Origin of the sequence: Paenibacillus sp. RRE4, from assembly GCF_031844205.1 — a bacterium.
GTDB lineage: Bacteria > Bacillota > Bacilli > Paenibacillales > Paenibacillaceae > Paenibacillus > Paenibacillus xylanexedens_B.
The window spans coordinates 1,639,445-1,656,812 of the sequence record NZ_JAUZUT010000001.1 but is presented as its reverse complement, the minus strand read 5'-3'; the positions used below and the strand labels follow the sequence as shown (position 1 = coordinate 1,656,812).

Sequence of the window (17,368 nt, the reverse complement as noted above, 5' to 3'; positions counted from 1 at the left end):
TTCTTCTTGATTTTTCACAGCAACATAAGTGCTGTATGTCCATTTCTATTTATACATCGACCTATTACAGATATACAGGTTTCACACATACCGGCTTGGATACGCCTGTGCTGTGACCTGTGTATTTGAGGCGGCCGCTCTCCTGATCTACTGTAAAGGTAACCATGTTGTTTGTATCACGGTTAGCCGCAATCAGCAGTTTACCATTCGGTGTCAATGCGAAATGACGCGGGTGCTGTCCCTCTGCGGAGACATGCTCTACCAGGCTCAGATGACCTTTGTCTGCATCTACTGCAAATACGACGATGCTGTCATGTCCACGGTTGGAACCATACACAAAACGGCCATCGTTCGAAACCGTGATCTCAGCAGTAGTATTCTCAGCACCGTCATAGCCGTCTGGAAGCGTTGAAATATTGGAGATTTCAGTCAGCGTACCCGCAGCTGCATCATACTTGTAAGATGTGACAGACGAATCCACTTCGTTGATCACATAGGCAAACTGACCATTCGGATGGAACGCCAAGTGGCGTGGTCCAGCACCCGGATGAGTTTTCGTTTCACTGTGAAGCACCAGTTCACTGCTGTCTGCGTTAATGGAATAGATCGCAATTTTGTCTGCGCCCAAATCCTGTACCATCATATACTTACCATCCGGGCTGAAGAAAGCGGAGTGTACATGCGGCTTGTCCTGACGCTCAGGATGCGCCCCGTGGCCTTCATGTTTCTTCTCGTCCAGAAGCGCTCCAACTTCTCCGTTGTCTGTGAGGGCTTGAAGTCCCACCAATCCACCGTGATAGCTGGACAGGATCAAATATTTACCCGAAGGATCACGCTGAATGTGACATGGCGGAGCAGAGATGGAGTCTTTGCGATTGAGCAAAGTCAATTTACCCGTCGAAGGATCAACGCTGATTGCTACCGCTTCAGACATTTTATTACCCTCAGCAGACGCCGTTTCACCAATCGCATATAGCTTGTTTGCTTGCGCATCCACGTTAACAAACGTTGGGTTTTTCACGCCCGCAATGCCGTCCAGCTTCGCCAGACTGCCTGTATCCTCATTTAATTCATATGCGTAAATGCCCTCATTTTCCGCTTCGGCATAAGAACCGACTAGTACGAGCAAGCGTTTTGATTCACTCATTACAGTTTCCTCCTCTATGTGTATGTAATCTTGTTGCACCTCTTCTATAATAAATCTGCCATATCAAAATAGCAATCGGACCCCTGCTCACTCCACCGGAGCCTGCCATGTTTAACGCAATGAAATGCGTATCTGTACAAGGATTATGTCCCTATACATTCAACTGTCGAGCATTTCCTGCTATGATAAGATAGGTTTTTCATCTAGAAAGGACTGAACAGATTGTTTACCTCGTTTTTCATTACGCTCTATCATGTGTTCCTACCCATATCCTTGCCCGTCATTGGCGGAATATTGTTAAAACATTTCAAGGATTGGGATACACGGCCGCTTTCGGCATTTTCACTCTATATTTTAAGTCCTGCGCTTATCTTCCATACCCTGCTACACGCAGAGATTACCTGGACGGATGTCACAAGTACTTTCTGGTTTTCTATCCTCAACTTGATCGCCCTCTGGGCTCTGGCTGAGATCATAAGCAGAATCTTTGGTCTGGGTGCACCTGAAAAAGCAGGACTGACCCTCGTCTCCACATTTACCAACTGTGTGAACTACGGGCTACCGCTTGTGTTGCTTGCCTTTGGTCAACTTGGACTGGACAAGGCTTCGGTCTACGTCATTGGACAGATGATCATCGTCAATACTGTAGGTATTTTCTTTGCCGCAAGATCCGAATTCACGGTGAAAAACGCGATGCTGTCCGTATTCCGCATGCCTACCATCTACGCAGCTGTGATCGCAGTCATCATGCGGAGCTCGGGCATTTCCCTTCCTGATGCTCTGGATGGGGGCGTTTCGATGATGGCTACCGGTTATTCTCCTATTGTCTTGGCGATTCTGGGCGCACAGATGTTACGACCCAAAGGAGATACAGCACCTTGGCAATCAAATGTTCGTAAGGCTTTTTGGGCCGGACTTGTTGTCAGGCTGGTTGCAGCACCGATTTTAGCCTGGCTTATACTGAAAGCACTGCAAGTCGAAGGAACATTATTCCCTGTGTTGCTTATCCTCGCCTCGATGCCAACCGCAGTGAACGCTGTTATTTTGGCTGAACAGTTCGGTGCATCTCCGCAATTTGTATCCCGCTGTATTCTGTGGACTACCGCTGTTTCCATGGTCTTCCTGCCAATTATGATTGTGATGTCTTCCTGATCAGCACAGGTGCTGAACTAAGGCCTGAAGCGTTTGCCGCTTGGCGGCGCTTCTCCAGCCGGCGTTCATGCCGCCGATGAAGAGCTCTGACATAGAAGTATTTGACGACAAAGTACGAAATGAATCCCAAAATTAGCCCAAGCACACTCATACCTGCCAGAATATCAAGTCCGCCGAGCAAAAGTTCGCTTACCGCCGACCAGTTTCCATGAAACAGTTCCCTCCATGCGCTCTCATGCATAGGCCCCTGCCCCATACTGTGCGCTGGCAAAATCCATGAACCTATCTGTTTCGCAAGTGGCATAAGAATAATCGGCAGAAATGTAAGTTTGCCCACAACGTTGCCTACAATGGCCGCTGGCATGGAGCCGCCAGACAAACGAACGATCGGATAAAACACAAGATAAATCAGGGATGCAGTCGAGATTACGATCAGTTCGAGACCGAATCCTATAGCAAATCCGGTAGATACTTTATGAGCACCACCCGGAGCACGTAAAAGTTTGAGAAAATTCAGTTTCATTGCACGAGTCAAACGTGCCATTCGATTGGGTTTGCGCTTCCGGTTTTTCATCCTGAATTTCTCCTTATTTGCACAAATGACGAATCATGTCGTCTACCCACCAATTATATCACACTGCGTCGGCTCCAGTGGTTACAATCACCGGACAGGTTTCCATCGTCACATTGCCAGCTACTGCGCGAGAGATCATGCAGGATGCTTCCGCCTTATGCGCCAGCTTCTCGGCCTTGCTCAGATCGGATTCGGGTGCATCTTGTGGAAGCACGATTCGCGGCCGATGCACAATGCGTTCATACGTAAAAACATTATTGGTCACATCTACCGTTGCCTCCGATTCCAGCGTCAGCTCGTCAGGTGTAATATCTGAACGCTCCAACATGGCCGCAAGGGTAATCAGGTAGCAGGTTGCCGCTGCCCCCAGCAGCATCTCGTCCGGATTCGTTCCTGTACCAGGGCCGCCCATCTCCTGCGGGATCGAAATGACGGTTTTCAAACCTCCCGCATCAATCGTGCCCTCGCTGTTACGTCCGCCATTCCATACCGCCTTTAAGTGAAACGGATGTTTCATTGCTATCGATCCTTTCTGTACCGTTTATATAAGTTTATTCCGTCACACACGTATACACGTAATTTGAAGTTCATTCAGTGCGTCAACATGTTCATCCTGCACACTCTGATCGGTGATGACCTTCCCAACACTCTCCATGCCAGCTACCCTTGTAAAAGCTTGAATGTTAAATTTGCTCGAATCGGCTAGCAAAATGACCTCGTCAGCAATATGGATCATTTTCTGCTTCACCAAAGCCTGTAATTCATTCGACTCGCTGATGCCTTTGGTCAGATGTACACCTTTGCAAGACAAAAACACTTTATCCACATGATACGCATCCAGCGAGCGCTCTGCGAGCGGCCCGACAAAGGACAAGGATGTTGAGGCAAGCTGTCCACCTGTAGCAATGACACGAATCTGTTCTTTCGTACTTAGCTCCGCGGCAACTTTAATCGAATTGGTTAACACCGTCAGCGGAATATTGGGCAGTCCAGCTGCCATATACCACGCGGTAGTGCTTGCATCCAATGCAATCCGGTCACCGGGCTCCACCAGTTTTACTGCTTCGGTTGCAATGCGGCGCTTCTCATCGGCATGAGCAACAGCACGCTCGGGATAGGGAATCTCGGATTGCGACTCATCCTTGTATTTCACACTTACCGCTCCACCATGCGAGCGTCTAAGCCTGCCCGCCTGCTCGAGCTTGTCCAAGTCACGACGAATCGTTTCTTCGGTCACTCCGCAGCGCTCACTGAGTTCGGTGACACGCATGCTTCCATGCGCATCCACCCATTCCACAATTTTTTCATATCGTTCCGCAACGAGCATATTCCTTCACTCCAAACCGTTAATATACCAGTTAATCCTGTCATCCCATCATACCATAGAGCGGTTGGAAGGAGAATTTAACACATCTACAAGATATGACATTCCTAAACATTCATACATATATGCAAAAAGAGGAGGCTTGCGCCCCCTCAATCCAGTCATTCCGATAAGTTATTTATCCTCTGCCATAGGGAACCAACCCGGTGTGTGGATAATCGCATTCCACAATCCATCAGGAATCACCAAACGCTCTTGATCGGATTTGGTCAGAATCGTCTCAATATCCTCTTCACGTCCGCTTTCAATCTTCTCGACCCAGTCTGGCTCGATGATCAGTTCACGTCCAATGGCAAGCAGCGGTACGCCCGTTTCCAGCGCTTCTGCCGCCTCATCTGCCGTATGGATCGCTCCGACACCGATGACAGGCACTTTACCGCCAACGCGATCCAGGATGAATTCGATTCTGGATCGCGTATCCTCTTCACCACGTCTTGGCTTCGACCAGAACTCATTCAAGGAAACATGCAAATAGTCGAGATTTTTATCTTTCAAAGCATCAACCAGTGCATACGTATCCTCCATTGTTAGTCCTGGCGTTTCTGGCTCTTCCGGCGAGAAACGGTAACCCACAATGAATGGAAGTTTAGTATGCTCGGCAACCACACGCTGTACCTCATCTACAACGGCTAATGGGAACGCCAAACGTTTCTCTACGCTACCGCCCCAGCGATCTTCGCGCCGGTTGGAATGTGGAGAGAAAAACTGCTGAATCAGATAACCGTTTGCGCCATGAATCTCTACACCATCAAAACCAGCTTCAATGGCACGGCGGGTCGCTTCACCGAAATCACGAATGACGGAAGTAATCTCTTCATCCGTCATTTCTCTTGGTTCCGGTGAACCTGGACGTTCACTTGCGACTGCACTAGGTGCAACCACTTGGCCCGCAGGGACGGCTTGTTCCGGAGTCAGACGGCCTGCATGGAACATTTGCAGTACGGCAACAGAACCTTGCTGTTTAATCGTTTCAGCCAGACGTTTCAGTCCAGGCACAAAGCTGTCGTCATAAGAGCCAAATTGTGCAGGGAAGCCGATACCGTTAGGCGTAACATGGGTTACCGCTGTAACCGACATGCCAGCCCCACCTGTGCGACGTGCATAATATGCAAGCTCAGCATCGGATACCGTGCCATCCGAATTAGAAGACATATGAGTCATAGGAGCAAGCACGATCCGGTTTTTCAGTGTAATGCCGCTGCTTGGCAGTGAAACTTGTTCAAACATTTTCGAATACTTTGGATTCATTCGTGGTTCCCTCCTGATATTATATCTCTTTAAATAGATATATGGATATATACATTCAACTACTGTAATTATTATAGTTACGTTTCAACTCAATTGCAACTGTTCCTTTTTCCATTCCTTGTCAGCCTGTAACGGAAACGATGACGAATGTAAAAAGGATAGCGCGTCCTCGGACACCCCATCCCGTTTTTTAACCATTTCCAGAGTTCAGAAACTCAGAAACTAAAACACAACTTAGCTACATCTTCAGAAAACCTCAGTAATACCTTAGGCATTCATTATTCAAGTCATTCCTCAGTAACTCCGCACGTAAGCCAGCTTCTGCTCCATCTCTTCCACACATTCATAACAATCATGTTCGTCGTTCGCCACCATCGGCGTAACCGGGTATAGATTCATCTCTGTGCGATTGTATGTTTTAAGAAGCGGCAACAACTGTGTAACTCTGGTATTGGCCGGATCAAGCCAGGTGTTGATCTCATCATCCATGAGAATAGCCGGCATCTTGTTGCCAAACTCACGAGTCGCCAGATTCGCGCCAGCCATGAGCATCGTACAGGTACGGAGCGGTTGCTTGCGGGTATCTTTCCAGATCTCATACAATCCCGCAATGCCAAAAAGTCCGCGATCCGGCATGACAACACGCACGGCATAACGCTTTTTGCCTTCCTGCCGCCAATAATACAACCCATTGCAAGGAATAACACAGCGTTTGGTCTCTACCAACTTATAATACGCGGGGTTTTCATGCACAGTCATTAAGTTGGCATTCACCGCATCCCTCCCCCAAAAAGGAATGAATCCCCAACGAAACTCATCCAGCACACGCTCTCCATCCTGATGCAGAATGATCGGCGTATGTTGCGTCGGGCTGATATTATAGCGATTTTTATAATAATACATGACCCGTTGTACCTTGAAATGATCCCGAACTTCATCCAGATCAGCCGCAAGTGAAAATCGTTCGCACATCACTATACACTCCTTTTTCCTAGTCAGGTTGAATGTATTATTTGTGAGTTAAGGGAATTTATGCATACGTTTCCCGGACAGAAAGCGACTCGTTGTGACAACATTCCTTGGCGGCACAGCTTTTTTCCTTTTTTCCACGGCAAAAACAACGACTTGAGACTCATTTCAGGTACACATTTCCTTGTTACTATAATAGAGAAAATATACATTTATTGGAGGTTTTAAGTATGAAAAGGAAGTTTTTAATGAGCATGATGTTGTTCTCTGCGCTTGCGATGTTTGGTAGCACGATCTATGCAGCAACCTTTTTGAATTACGGCTATCCAAGTTCCACCATTCCAATCCGGACCTACAACTACGCTTCTGCATGGCAGGGTCCAATGGATGCCTCTCTTGCCAACTGGAACAATGCGGGAGCCAAAGTGCAATTCGTTAAAACGAATAATTCTCCGAACACGATCACCGCTGGTAACTTCAATAATACCGCTTATGGTGTCAACTACGCTTCCGTCTCCGGAAATCAGGTTGTCAACTTCCGCATCGAACTCAACGCCTCCACGATTACTGCTGATGCATCCAACCTATCCAATTTTATACAAAGCGTGTTCGTCCATGAACTGGGCCACTCCGTCTGGCTTGGGGACAACCCTACAACGAACAGTCCTTCCATTATGTCTTACACACGTAACCGGAATTCCATGACCAAACCGCAAGCCTTCGATATCAACAATGTCAGATCCAGATACTAATCTTTCGTGCGTCATCATTCCACCAATTTACATTTTATTCCCAAGGAGGATTCCAATCCATGAAAAAGAATCGAGTACTTACCTTGCTCGTCTCGTCCATCTTTATCTTGTCTGTCGTCGGTTGCTCTCCAGTAACTCCGGCCGCTTCTCCCCCGGGTACTCCCGTCACAATCATCGCCTCCGAAGATTATCCCACTTATGGCAGTGTAGATGCCTTGTCCCAACGAGCCGATACCATTGTGAAGGGCAATGTCATCCAAACCCGGGTTGAAGCTTTAGATGACAGGGTGTCGCCCGAGTCCCAAGATCAACATAATATGGACGCAACGGGAAGCGCGGCAGATGCACAGGTTTCTTTTGACAAAATCTATACGATCTATACGGTTCAGGTGACTGAATCCTACAAAGGCGGTTACACAGCCGGGGATCGGCTTGAAGTCAAACAGCTTGGCGGACAACTGGGCAACACCGAAATCGTCAACGATGACAGTCTTAAGCTTATGCAGACCAAGGATTATGTACTTTTTCTCGAAACGTATGAGGACACCCCTGCAAGCCTTCTGAACAGTGTTCAAAGTCTCTATGTGGTCAAACCTGCTTCGAAATCAAACCAAGCCAGCCAGCAATCCCAGTCTGAGGTGATTGTCAGCGCAAATCCGGAGAATGATTTGACACTCAGCCTGAGCGAATTGCAACAAATCAAAAACGAACAGTCCAATCCATAACGTATATTTCTTCTTTTTATCAACTTACTTACTTGCTTGATGCCCACCTCAACATAACGCTCTACATAAAATAAAAGAACGTGCTGCCCTTAATACCGGGTAGCACGTTTTTACGTTATGGCTATGATCCATTTTTCCATGCCCAATGGCTAGCGATTGACACACACCGGAAGAGTAAACCAGAAACAGCTGCCTTCTCCCTTCTTACTCTGAACCCCAATTTCTCCTCCGTGCCTTTCCACGATGGATTGAGCGATCGCTAGTCCAAGTCCCGCACCACCACTACTTTTACTACGGGATTTATCAATCCGGTAAAACCGTTCAAAAATACGTGTCGTCTCTTCCGCTTCTATCCCCTCACCTTGATCCATCACCGCAATTTGCAAAAATGATGCCTGCTCTGTTGCAGTAAGCGTGATTGTGCCTCCTGTAGAAGAGTATTGGATGGCATTTTGCAATAAATTGGAGACCACCCGTTTCATCTGTGCAGGCACCATCATGGCGGCTGGCAATTGATCAGGCAACTCAATCTCCACATTCAGCTGTTTCTCGGCAAGATGGAACGAAAAACTCTCGAGCGTGCTAAGCAACAACTCATCAACATGACTGGGCTCTGGATCAAATGGCTCCCCTTGGGCTTCCAGACTCGATAGATCAAATAAGTCCTGGATCAGCCCTCCCAGCCTCTTCGTTTCAAGGCGAATCGTATTCAGATAACGCTGAAAGGTGGCTTCATCCTTAATGACATCGTCCTCCAGCGCTTCGACAAAGGCCTGAATCGAGGCCAGTGGTGTACGTAAGTCATGAGACACATTCGCTATCAGCTCACGCCTGGCCGATTCGGATTGATGAAGATCGTCAAAACTATCCTTCAGTCTGGAACTCATTTCATTAAATTGCTGTGCCAGCAGTTTGAATTCCTGTGGTCCGATGAGAGGGACTTCCGTATGGAAATCCCCTTCGGCTACCTTCACCGTACGCTCGGTAATACGGGCTATTGATTTTTCCAATGGCTTCGTTAAAACATACTGGAGAACAAAAGAAAGTAAACCGACTCCGGCCGTTATCCCTGACAGCCAATACAGTTGATCGATGGTGAGAAGCATTTTGGAATAACTGACGAACAAACAAATCAACAACACACCAATGCCCAGAAGACTGGACAATACCAGATACGAGCGTAGCTTCATGATGTCCCACCTGCAAACTTATAACCTATACCCCAAACCGTTTTAATATATCTCGGGTCTGAAGCATTTTGCTCGATCTTCTCTCGTAATCTTCGAATATGCACGGTTACGGTCGTCGTATCTCCTTCGTAGCTAAAATCCCAGATTTTGCTTAACATCTGACTACGCGAAAATACCTGTCCGGGGTGGCTGGCTAACAGATACAACATCTCAAACTCAGTAACCGTCAAGTCAATTAGCCGCCCGTCTATCTCTACCTCACGTTTCACAAAATCAATGGTCAGCCCTTCATAACGAATCGTATGTGATGAATGAGTGGCAGGCGACACCTGTACCGTTCGCATTCTGCGCAATATCGCTTTGACACGCAGAACGAGTTCTCTCGGACTAAACGGCTTGGTCAGATAATCATCTGCTCCCATCGTCAGACCCATCAGTCGATCCTGCTCTTCTCCGCGAGCAGTCAGCATAACAATGGGTACATCCTCGCTTTGCCGAATCTCGTTACAGATTTCCCATCCATTTTTATGTGGCATCATCAGGTCGAGCACAATCAAATCTGGCGTGTAACTGCGCCACAACTCAATCGCCTCCATACCATCCTTAGCTGTCACCACGGAATAACCTTCCCTTTCGAGGTACCTGCGACAAACGTCTGTAATATTACTGTCATCATCGGCAACCATGATACGCTCATTCAATGAACTCACCCCATATTCAAAACAAACATCTGGCATCATCATATCACAGGGTAAGGATCATGTTTCAGTGTTATTGATCTGCCTTACTTTCATTTTTTTACGTTTACTTCGTTACCTTCACTTCATAGCCTTCATCGGCATCATGTATTTGGAAATAACCATATCCGTTACATATGTGTTGCCCTCATGAATCATGGGCATCGACTTCAAACTAACCTGCATGCCATCTACCATCATTTTGGTAGAACCAACCCACACTTTAATGGTTTTAGCCGCAGGCATCATAGCACCTTCCATCATCATGTCGTCCTTCATCATGTCATTTTTCATTTTCATATCGTCTTTCATAGTCATATTGTCTTTCATCATCGTGTCGTGCATATTGTCCATGTACATTAACGTGACCGAACGGTCTTTGCTGTCCCACATAATGCTGTAACCATACATTTTTGCCGCCTGTCTCAATTGAACAAATTCCATTCCATCCTTTTTAATCATTTTCATCTCTGCTGGACTTGCGCTTGCTAATCCTGAAAAAGTCATAGACATCATCAACACCGCTGCTGCGATCATTTTTTTGCTTTTGCTTGTTTTCATCATTGTTATCACTCTCCATGGTTTAGTTACTTGCATGGACTACAATAAGGAAAACAACTTACGATTCTCTAATCAAAATATTACGAAACTATTACGATGTACATTTTTGTATCTATCCTGTTATAAAAAACGGTTGAAATCCCTCTTCACGAGAGACTTCAACCGTATCATTCGTTGCTAAGTCTTAATTTCTCCTTGCCTCACATTTACTTCACTCGAATAAAATCAGCCATGGATCGAACCTCGACCGCTCCTGGATTCGAAATGACATCTGCTTGCTGTAACCCTTCTCTGGAGGTGAACTTCACCTTTACTGGAAACCCGGGAATCAGATCAAAGAAGTTATCCGAGAAGACCCCTTCAACTTCCGAAGACATCCACACCTGCTTGGCAAGAACGTCACTTTCCAGCACTAGATGTACACCATCCTCATCGGCTCCTCCGCTGACTCTGATGCTCGCAAGCTGAAGCACAAGGTCTTTCGAAGGCACGAAGTAATGCTTCTGCACAATGTCTGTTAATCCCTCTTGACGGAGAGCGAGTCGCAGTAGCGTCGTCGCAGCATCATGCCCTTCGAGCCAGTCTGCATTATGCAAGGACAACAACTTCTCGCCTGAATTGGATGCTACGTTCACTGCAAAAGTCTCTTCCCGGTGCACCATGCCATCGAACCCAATCAATTGAATTTGGAGTTGCCCTTCCACCTTTTTCAATTGATCCGAAATCACATAGATATCGGTAACATCTTCTTTGGTACCGTCCACAGAGACCAATACGTCATTGAAACTACGTTTCGCATAATATTGCAATGCCTTCCAGCGACCAAGATAATCCATCCCCGCCCACGAAGCGACAGGCCAGCAGTCATTCATCTGCCAGTAGAGCGTGCCCATACAGTACGGTTTACGGCGGCGGTGGGCTTCAATTGCCGTTCTCATCGCTTCTGCTTGAAGGACCTGACTCATATACAAGAAGGATGGGAAATCCTTCGGTTCATGCAAATACATATCCATATACTGTTTGATCAGCCGATTACCCGCACCGTTCTTCTGATGTGCAAGCATGACCCCTGACTCCAGCGCCAAGTCCTCTTCCTCGGCATATGTGCGTACCGACTTGTATTCAGGGAATGACTGGAACCCATACTCACTCATAAAACGGCCTACATAAGTATTGTAATTTTCAAAAGGCTCGACATTGTGCCACACGCCCCAATAATGGATGTCTCCTTCCGATGTAGACGGATGGGCGTGCTGTTTTTCATCTCCTGTCAGCGACACCATAGGGGAAGAAGGCCAGTAGTCGATACCAGGTGCATACGCTTCGACCACTTCTGGCAGTAGGTCATGGAAAATGGCTTCATAATCCGCCCAGATGCGTTCGCGCTGTTCGGCGTTGTAATCCTTTTTCCAGCCCCAGCCACCATTTTCAATATAGTGCGCCCAAGCCGAATCAATCTCGTTGTTGCCACACCACAGGACAATACTCGGATGGTTGCGCAGACGTTTCACATTGTCAATCGCTTCATGACGGACACTGTTCAGGAACGCTTCGTCACCCGGGTACATGCTACATGCAAACATAAAATCCTGCCATACCATGATACCGTATTCATCACACAAGTCGTAGAATACATTCTCTTCGTAAAAGCCACCGCCCCATACACGTAGCATATTCATGTTGGACTCCGCTGCCGATATGATCTCATGCAAGTACCGTTCGCGTGTCACTTCGGTGATAAAGCTATCATTAGGAATGTGGTTGGCTCCTTTAGCGAACACTGCAACTCCGTTCAGTTCAAAATAAAAGGAAGCCCCGGCTTCGTCCGGATTACGCACAAGATGGATGGAACGAAGTCCTGTTTTGACCTCGTACGTTGCGACAGCACGCTCACCTTGAAGTAATTCGGCAGCAAACGTATATCGATACGCTTCACCCAATCCGCGGCTCCACCAAAGCTTTGGATTCTGAATCGAGATTGGGACCTCTACCGTATGGGAACCCGCTTGCAAAGATACGGCCTTCTCCCAGCGCTGACCATCTGCACCTATGCGAATAACGGTATCTATAGGCTGCGAAGTTTGCACCTCTACCACGGCGGTGACTTGTGCCGATGTGGCATTTACTTCATTTTGACGGATAAATAGATCATTGATTTTCACATCTGTCCATCCCTCAAGCCTAACTTCACGCCAGATGCCACTGGTAACAAAACGCGGACCCCAATCCCAGCCGTAGTGATATGGCGCTTTGCGCGCAAAGATACTGACTCGTTTATCCCCGAGACCGCCCACGTCAGATTGGTCATTGGATGCAGGCAAGGCATATCCCAGCTTCTCCAGCTTCGGTAAATCCTCCTGAATGGGAGAACGAAAATAAATGCGAAGCATGTTCCCCTGTTCCTTCACGAATGCTTTTACATCTGCCTTCCATACTCGAAACATGTTATCCGCGGACAACACATGTGTGTCATTCACATATACATCCGCATACGTATCAAGTCCGTCAAAAACAAGTTCCAGATGTTCCTGCGTGAATAAGGGAGGTTCAATATCGAACGTTGTACGGTACTCCCAGTCCTTCTTGTCGATCCACTGCACTTCCTTTTCATTTGTCCCGTAAAATGGGTCAGGAATCTTATCTAGTCTCAGCAAATCGGTATGTACGCATCCAGGCACCTGAGCCGGCATCCATTCCTGATCTTCACTAGCCTTGAACGTCCAGTTTTCAAATCGTTGCGATAGGTTTGTGCTCATGACAGCCTCCCATGTCGTTAGAGTATCCAACGTATTTTGTTAGGTTTTGTTATTATATTAACAAACGATTCACAAAACAAAATTATCATGTTAGTCGTATAATAGTCAATGCATTTGGCCAATTACATTTTTTCAATTATCATTCCATCCACAAAAAAGACATAGAGATATACTTCCCCCATGTCTTTTCATATCTTTTCATGTCTCTTCCTTCCCTTTTGTTTCCATCCACCTGAGAAGGCCGGCAAACTCCAATCAGTACCGGGTTAGGCTCGTAACGAATGGTACTCTTCCCGCATAATGATGTCCGCATGAATAAGCTTACGCTCATATGGAACCTCGGGATTGCTGATACGCCATAGTAGCTGATCTACAGCACGGGCTCCGAGATGTTCCTTATGAATATGTGCCGTAGCCATAATAGGATCATCTGCCCTTGTATTATCGAATCCTGTTACCGCACACTGTTCAGGTACTTGAACGTCACGACTTCGCAAAGCCTCAATGATAATAAATGCCGTGTGGTCATTCGCGCAGACGATCACCTCTGGAATCTCTTGAAGCTTGAGCTCTCTAATCGTCTGTTGCATCTCCGAATACTCCTGCACGAGCAGCCCCGCATGTTGTTCTGCCAGCAGTTGCATTTCTTCAAGTCCCATCCGGTACCCGAGCCACCTTTCCCTGAAACTGACCGCATCAGGTAGCTGTCCAGCAAACTGGAACCGCTTATATCCCTTCGCCGCGAGCATAAGAACTAACTCTTTCATGCCTTTCACATTGTCAGTAAATACAGTATCGGTATGTATTGCCGAATCCTCGTGATCCACCATAACGAGCGGAATCCGCAAGCGATATATTTCGAGCAGCACCGGCGTTGAGATCGTACCTACCGTAATGACACCCCGAATGGCGTCAGGATTAAGAACCGAAAACATATGGTCGGAAGATGGTTCCGTCAGTGTCAAAATATCCATACCCTGCTCATTCAAACGCGCCGAAATCCCGTCGAATACAGGCCCCCAATACAAAGAAGAACGATTTTGAGAGCGTATATTCGGAAACAAAATCAATATCGTACCTTTGTTTTTCTTCCCCGCTTTGCTGCCGGATACTGTATGAGAATCGACTGCATTATATTTTGGCTCTATTTTAAAATAACCCAGTTGCCCAGCGATTCTGACAATCATCTCGCGCGTGTACTCGCTAACCCCCGGCTTCCCCGTCAGTGCACGGGAAACTGCGAACTTGGATACTCCTACAGCATCTGCGATCTGTTGCATGGTCACTCTTTTGCCCATCTTGCTCACCCGATTTTCCTGATTTTTCATCCAGTGTAGCACAAAACCCCGAATGAACAAAACATGTTTTGTTCATTCGGGGTTTGTTAGGTTAGATCGGAGCAAGACGGAATAACTAGAACAGATTAACCTGTAACTTCGTTTATCTTTCGTATATCTACGTTTATATATAGGCAATTGTCTTCAACTAAATATATCTAGATGGACAAACAGATTCACTTCACATTATAATGCCGGGCGCTTTCTGCGTCTGAACACAGGTTGTTGCAGTTTGATCTCCGTAATTAATACGCCAGCCAGCATCAACGCCGCTCCGCAGTATCCTTGCAATGTAAGAGATTCTCCCTGAAAAATAAAAGCAAACGCTGCGGCAAACAGTGGCTCCAACGAAAAGATCAGGCTCGTTCTCGTAGGTGAAGCATGGCGTTGGGCAAAAGTTTGCAAAATATAACCAAGCCCACTGCATAATACTCCAAGTCCAAGGATCGATGCCCATGATTCCGGTGTATCTGGTAACTGCGGTGTTTCGAACAAAAATGTCGCTACAGTTCCCAACAAAGCCGCTACACCAAGTTGAACGATTCCGAGTGTAAGCGGATCATGATTCGGTGTATATTTACCTGCAATCATAATATAAACGGCATAAAGCAATGCCGCCAGAATACATAACAAATCCCCGAGATGCAGGCTCATTTCATGTTGAAGCGTTAATAGTCCAAGCCCTGCTACTGCGACCACAATACTGACACCTAGACGTTTGCCCGGCAATCGCCGGCGTAAGAATGTCGTTAATATTGGCACAAAAATGACGGCCAAACTGATCAAAAACCCCGCCTGAGAAGCTGTCGTTCGCTGTACCCCATAGGTAATGAATACAAACGCAGCAAATAACGCTGTACCCAGCACGCCTCCAGCAAGCAACGTACCACGATCTACACTTCTCAAACGGCGGTGAAAGAGTAGCCCTGCCGCTACAAAGGCGATTCCAAATCGCAAAGCAATCAAATTCAGTTCCTGCATGGATGCTAGTCCCGATTTCATAAACAGATAAGAAGAACCCCATATAACGGTTGCAAGCAGCATCTGCACGTCTGCTCTTCGTGATGCTTGAATCTGCTTTCCTTGTACCCCATTCATCTAACTTCTACCTTCATTCTTCTATAATAGTCTGAGCTACGTTGGTTATATGTACTAAACTAACTCGCCTTGGCAAGTATAAACGATCTCTTTGCATTATAAAAATGAATATTTATAATAGTTATTATGAAATAAACTCATGTATATAATTATGGTTAAACCTGAAAGGGAGTTAATATATATGTCACTGATTAAATACGAAATTCTAAACACGGTAGTTGAATATGGCAGTCTGACCAAAGCATCCGAGGCCCTGAATATTACACAATCCGCCGTCAGCCACGCCATTGCCAGCCTGGAAAGCGAATATGGTTTCTCCTTGCTGCATCGCAGTCGCTCGGGTGTCCGGGTCACCGCGGAAGGCGAGCGTATTCTCGGTTATACTCGTGAAATCATCCGCTGGGCCGAACTGATGAACCAGGAAATCTCCCTGATTCGCGGTGCCGAGATTGGCACCGTACGAATCGGGACATTTGCCAGTGTATCCACACAGTGGCTTCCGGGTATTCTCAAGCAGTTCAGGCTTCGCCACCCCGGAATAGAGATTAGGCTGTGGGAGGGTGACTATGCCGAGATTGAGAATTGGCTTACCAGCGGTGCCATAGACCTTGGTTTCTTGTCTCTCGGCGACTCGTCGCCATTTGAAACGATCACATTGCAAAGAGACAGGATCATGTGCATCCTGCCTCTGGGTCATGCTCTGGCTTCAGAGAAGTCAATATCTTTTGAAGTTTTGCTAGAGCAGCCTTTCATTCTTCCCAAATGGGGCGGCGACAACGAAATTGAACGTTTGATTCGTCAGCATGCTGCCAAGTTAAATGTTGTGTACGAGGTTGCCGAGGATCAGGCTATAATGGCCATGGTACGTAACGGACTTGGCATCAGTCTGCTTCCCGAGATGGTGCTGCAAAATCATACGGAATCACTCGCGCTTGTGCCACTTGAGGGTGATCCTTACCGAATGATAGGTTTGGCTTGTGCTTCTCTTCGCAATCTGTCGCCAGCTGCACGCCGTTTTATCGAACATGTCCAGCAATGGCTCATTTCAGATCGAGAAGTTTAGGTTAGCATGATGCAACTCAATTGATGGCTTAACGATGATTATACCTTACTCCCAGACCCGATCTAACTGATCTGCATAATAGCCTATCGCCCGGCTGTAGTCCTTTATTCGCTGATCTCCAGATGTATCCGCGAGCTGAATGAGCAGCCGCTGCATCGCTTCTGCGTGTTCACCTAAATTATAGAGTACCATCGCATAGAACACTTCGAATTCCCGGTGCTCCGGAAATTCCGATATCCCTGCCAGTAGCCACGTCTTGGCCTGCTCGTATTGTCCGAGCGTACGATAAGTACTCCCGAGTCCGAGAATAGCACCAGCCCGGTCTTCTGCTGATAGTTCCAGTTGCAATGCTTTTTCATAATAAGGCACAGCCTCACGTTCCAGGCCAAGTGAATCATGTGCCCAGGCGAGTTGATACCAGCCTTCCCCGAGCTGCGGCTCCAGCTCCGTAATTCGGTGCAGAAGCTCTATGGCCTCCCGCACTTTGCCTTCCTGTCGCAGGCAGATCGCTTGTTGCAAATCATTCATGTTGTTGTCACATCCAATAACAAATAATATAGTTCCTGAGCATAACTCTTTTTATTACTTACATTTACTAACCATAGCTTAACGCATAACAAAAAGCACACTTTCGAAAAACGGGACAACCAGGGTTGTCCCTCTTTCATTCAAAAG

General features: G+C 46.9%; 17 protein-coding genes. 4 read left to right on the top strand and 13 right to left on the bottom strand.

The genetic code is table 11. From position 1 onward, the window contains the following. Nucleotides 1–64: 64 nt before the first annotated feature. Complete coding sequence (locus Q9R46_RS07715) at nt 65–1,147, bottom strand: lactonase family protein (RefSeq protein WP_311279510.1); 1,083 nt, start codon at nt 1,145–1,147, stop codon at nt 65–67. Nucleotides 1,148–1,369: 222 nt separating this feature from the next. Here Q9R46_RS07715 and Q9R46_RS07710 point away from each other — a divergent pair, with 222 nt between their 5' ends. Beyond that, on the top strand, nt 1,370–2,299 hold the full coding sequence (locus Q9R46_RS07710; RefSeq protein WP_154886230.1) for an AEC family transporter: 930 nt from the start codon (nt 1,370–1,372) through the stop codon (nt 2,297–2,299). Here the strand turns inward: Q9R46_RS07710 and Q9R46_RS07705 are convergent. The 5 genes from Q9R46_RS07705 to Q9R46_RS07685 form a co-directional block, all read right to left on the bottom strand. Continuing rightward, nucleotides 2,277–2,873 (bottom strand): DUF2062 domain-containing protein, encoded by a 597-nt coding sequence (locus Q9R46_RS07705; RefSeq protein WP_145330134.1) that lies wholly within the window; start codon nt 2,871–2,873, stop codon nt 2,277–2,279. The genes Q9R46_RS07710 and Q9R46_RS07705 overlap by 23 nt on opposite strands. Before the next feature lie 58 nt (nt 2,874–2,931). Next, nucleotides 2,932–3,390, bottom strand: coding sequence for an OsmC family protein (locus tag Q9R46_RS07700; RefSeq protein WP_145330132.1), 459 nt, complete (start codon nt 3,388–3,390; stop codon nt 2,932–2,934). Nucleotides 3,391–3,432: 42 nt separating this feature from the next. Beyond that, complete coding sequence (locus Q9R46_RS07695) at nt 3,433–4,200, bottom strand: DeoR/GlpR family DNA-binding transcription regulator (RefSeq protein ID WP_311279509.1); 768 nt, start codon at nt 4,198–4,200, stop codon at nt 3,433–3,435. A 171-nt stretch (nt 4,201–4,371) separates the two neighbouring features. Further along, nucleotides 4,372–5,505 (bottom strand): NADH-dependent flavin oxidoreductase, encoded by a 1,134-nt coding sequence (locus Q9R46_RS07690; RefSeq protein ID WP_311279508.1) that lies wholly within the window; start codon nt 5,503–5,505, stop codon nt 4,372–4,374. 294 nt (nt 5,506–5,799) lie between these two features. After that, nucleotides 5,800–6,477 (bottom strand): SOS response-associated peptidase, encoded by a 678-nt coding sequence (locus Q9R46_RS07685; RefSeq protein WP_090920826.1) that lies wholly within the window; start codon nt 6,475–6,477, stop codon nt 5,800–5,802. Between the two features lie 227 nt (nt 6,478–6,704). Here Q9R46_RS07685 and Q9R46_RS07680 point away from each other — a divergent pair, with 227 nt between their 5' ends. Next, complete coding sequence (locus Q9R46_RS07680; RefSeq protein ID WP_311279507.1) at nt 6,705–7,226, top strand: zinc metalloprotease; 522 nt, start codon at nt 6,705–6,707, stop codon at nt 7,224–7,226. A 59-nt stretch (nt 7,227–7,285) separates the two neighbouring features. Continuing rightward, the gene (locus tag Q9R46_RS07675; RefSeq protein WP_311279506.1) at nt 7,286–7,951 is read left to right on the top strand and encodes a hypothetical protein; all 666 of its coding nucleotides are present in this window, start codon (nt 7,286–7,288) and stop codon (nt 7,949–7,951) included. A 149-nt stretch (nt 7,952–8,100) separates the two neighbouring features. On the opposite strand, the gene Q9R46_RS07670 is transcribed toward Q9R46_RS07675, so the two are convergent. The 6 genes from Q9R46_RS07670 to Q9R46_RS07645 form a co-directional block, all read right to left on the bottom strand. Beyond that, on the bottom strand, nt 8,101–9,141 hold the full coding sequence (locus Q9R46_RS07670) for a sensor histidine kinase (protein ID WP_311279505.1): 1,041 nt from the start codon (nt 9,139–9,141) through the stop codon (nt 8,101–8,103). Beyond that, entirely contained in the window at nt 9,138–9,842 is a 705-nt protein-coding gene (locus Q9R46_RS07665; protein WP_311279504.1) for a response regulator transcription factor, read from the bottom strand. The genes Q9R46_RS07670 and Q9R46_RS07665 overlap by 4 nt, the downstream gene beginning before the upstream one ends. A gap of 117 nt (nt 9,843–9,959) precedes the next feature. Beyond that, on the bottom strand, nt 9,960–10,442 hold the full coding sequence (locus Q9R46_RS07660) for a stalk domain-containing protein (RefSeq protein WP_311279503.1): 483 nt from the start codon (nt 10,440–10,442) through the stop codon (nt 9,960–9,962). A 203-nt stretch (nt 10,443–10,645) separates the two neighbouring features. Beyond that, nucleotides 10,646–13,195, bottom strand: coding sequence for a beta-mannosidase (locus Q9R46_RS07655; protein ID WP_311279502.1), 2,550 nt, complete (start codon nt 13,193–13,195; stop codon nt 10,646–10,648). A gap of 266 nt (nt 13,196–13,461) precedes the next feature. Further along, nucleotides 13,462–14,523 (bottom strand): LacI family DNA-binding transcriptional regulator, encoded by a 1,062-nt coding sequence (locus Q9R46_RS07650; RefSeq protein ID WP_311279501.1) that lies wholly within the window; start codon nt 14,521–14,523, stop codon nt 13,462–13,464. Between the two features lie 195 nt (nt 14,524–14,718). After that, complete coding sequence (locus Q9R46_RS07645; protein ID WP_311279500.1) at nt 14,719–15,630, bottom strand: DMT family transporter; 912 nt, start codon at nt 15,628–15,630, stop codon at nt 14,719–14,721. Between the two features lie 181 nt (nt 15,631–15,811). On the opposite strand from Q9R46_RS07645, the gene Q9R46_RS07640 reads away from it, so the two are divergent. After that, entirely contained in the window at nt 15,812–16,693 is an 882-nt protein-coding gene (locus Q9R46_RS07640; RefSeq protein ID WP_311279499.1) for a LysR family transcriptional regulator, read from the top strand. A 45-nt stretch (nt 16,694–16,738) separates the two neighbouring features. On the opposite strand, the gene Q9R46_RS07635 is transcribed toward Q9R46_RS07640, so the two are convergent. After that, nucleotides 16,739–17,221, bottom strand: coding sequence for a tetratricopeptide repeat protein (locus Q9R46_RS07635; RefSeq protein WP_311279498.1), 483 nt, complete (start codon nt 17,219–17,221; stop codon nt 16,739–16,741). Nucleotides 17,222–17,368 lie beyond the last annotated feature (147 nt).

Excerpts from the sequence above, each read along its gene's own strand:
- Q9R46_RS07715 (WP_311279510.1), bottom strand. The coding sequence starts at position 1,147 with ATGAGTGAATCAAAACGCTTGCTCGTACTAGTCGGTTCTTATGCCGAA.
- Q9R46_RS07705 (WP_145330134.1), bottom strand. The coding sequence starts at position 2,873 with ATGAAAAACCGGAAGCGCAAACCCAATCGAATGGCACGTTTGACTCGT.
- Q9R46_RS07700 (WP_145330132.1), bottom strand. The coding sequence starts at position 3,390 with ATGAAACATCCGTTTCACTTAAAGGCGGTATGGAATGGCGGACGTAAC.
- Q9R46_RS07695 (WP_311279509.1), bottom strand. The coding sequence starts at position 4,200 with ATGCTCGTTGCGGAACGATATGAAAAAATTGTGGAATGGGTGGATGCG.
- Q9R46_RS07690 (WP_311279508.1), bottom strand. The coding sequence starts at position 5,505 with ATGAATCCAAAGTATTCGAAAATGTTTGAACAAGTTTCACTGCCAAGC.
- Q9R46_RS07685 (WP_090920826.1), bottom strand. The coding sequence starts at position 6,477 with ATGTGCGAACGATTTTCACTTGCGGCTGATCTGGATGAAGTTCGGGAT.
- Q9R46_RS07680 (WP_311279507.1), top strand. The coding sequence starts at position 6,705 with ATGAAAAGGAAGTTTTTAATGAGCATGATGTTGTTCTCTGCGCTTGCG.
- Q9R46_RS07675 (WP_311279506.1), top strand. The coding sequence starts at position 7,286 with ATGAAAAAGAATCGAGTACTTACCTTGCTCGTCTCGTCCATCTTTATC.
- Q9R46_RS07670 (WP_311279505.1), bottom strand. The coding sequence starts at position 9,141 with ATGAAGCTACGCTCGTATCTGGTATTGTCCAGTCTTCTGGGCATTGGT.
- Q9R46_RS07660 (WP_311279503.1), bottom strand. The coding sequence starts at position 10,442 with ATGATGAAAACAAGCAAAAGCAAAAAAATGATCGCAGCAGCGGTGTTG.
- Q9R46_RS07655 (WP_311279502.1), bottom strand. The coding sequence starts at position 13,195 with ATGAGCACAAACCTATCGCAACGATTTGAAAACTGGACGTTCAAGGCT.
- Q9R46_RS07650 (WP_311279501.1), bottom strand. The coding sequence starts at position 14,523 with ATGAAAAATCAGGAAAATCGGGTGAGCAAGATGGGCAAAAGAGTGACC.
- Q9R46_RS07645 (WP_311279500.1), bottom strand. The coding sequence starts at position 15,630 with ATGAATGGGGTACAAGGAAAGCAGATTCAAGCATCACGAAGAGCAGAC.
- Q9R46_RS07640 (WP_311279499.1), top strand. The coding sequence starts at position 15,812 with ATGTCACTGATTAAATACGAAATTCTAAACACGGTAGTTGAATATGGC.
- Q9R46_RS07635 (WP_311279498.1), bottom strand. The coding sequence starts at position 17,221 with ATGAATGATTTGCAACAAGCGATCTGCCTGCGACAGGAAGGCAAAGTG.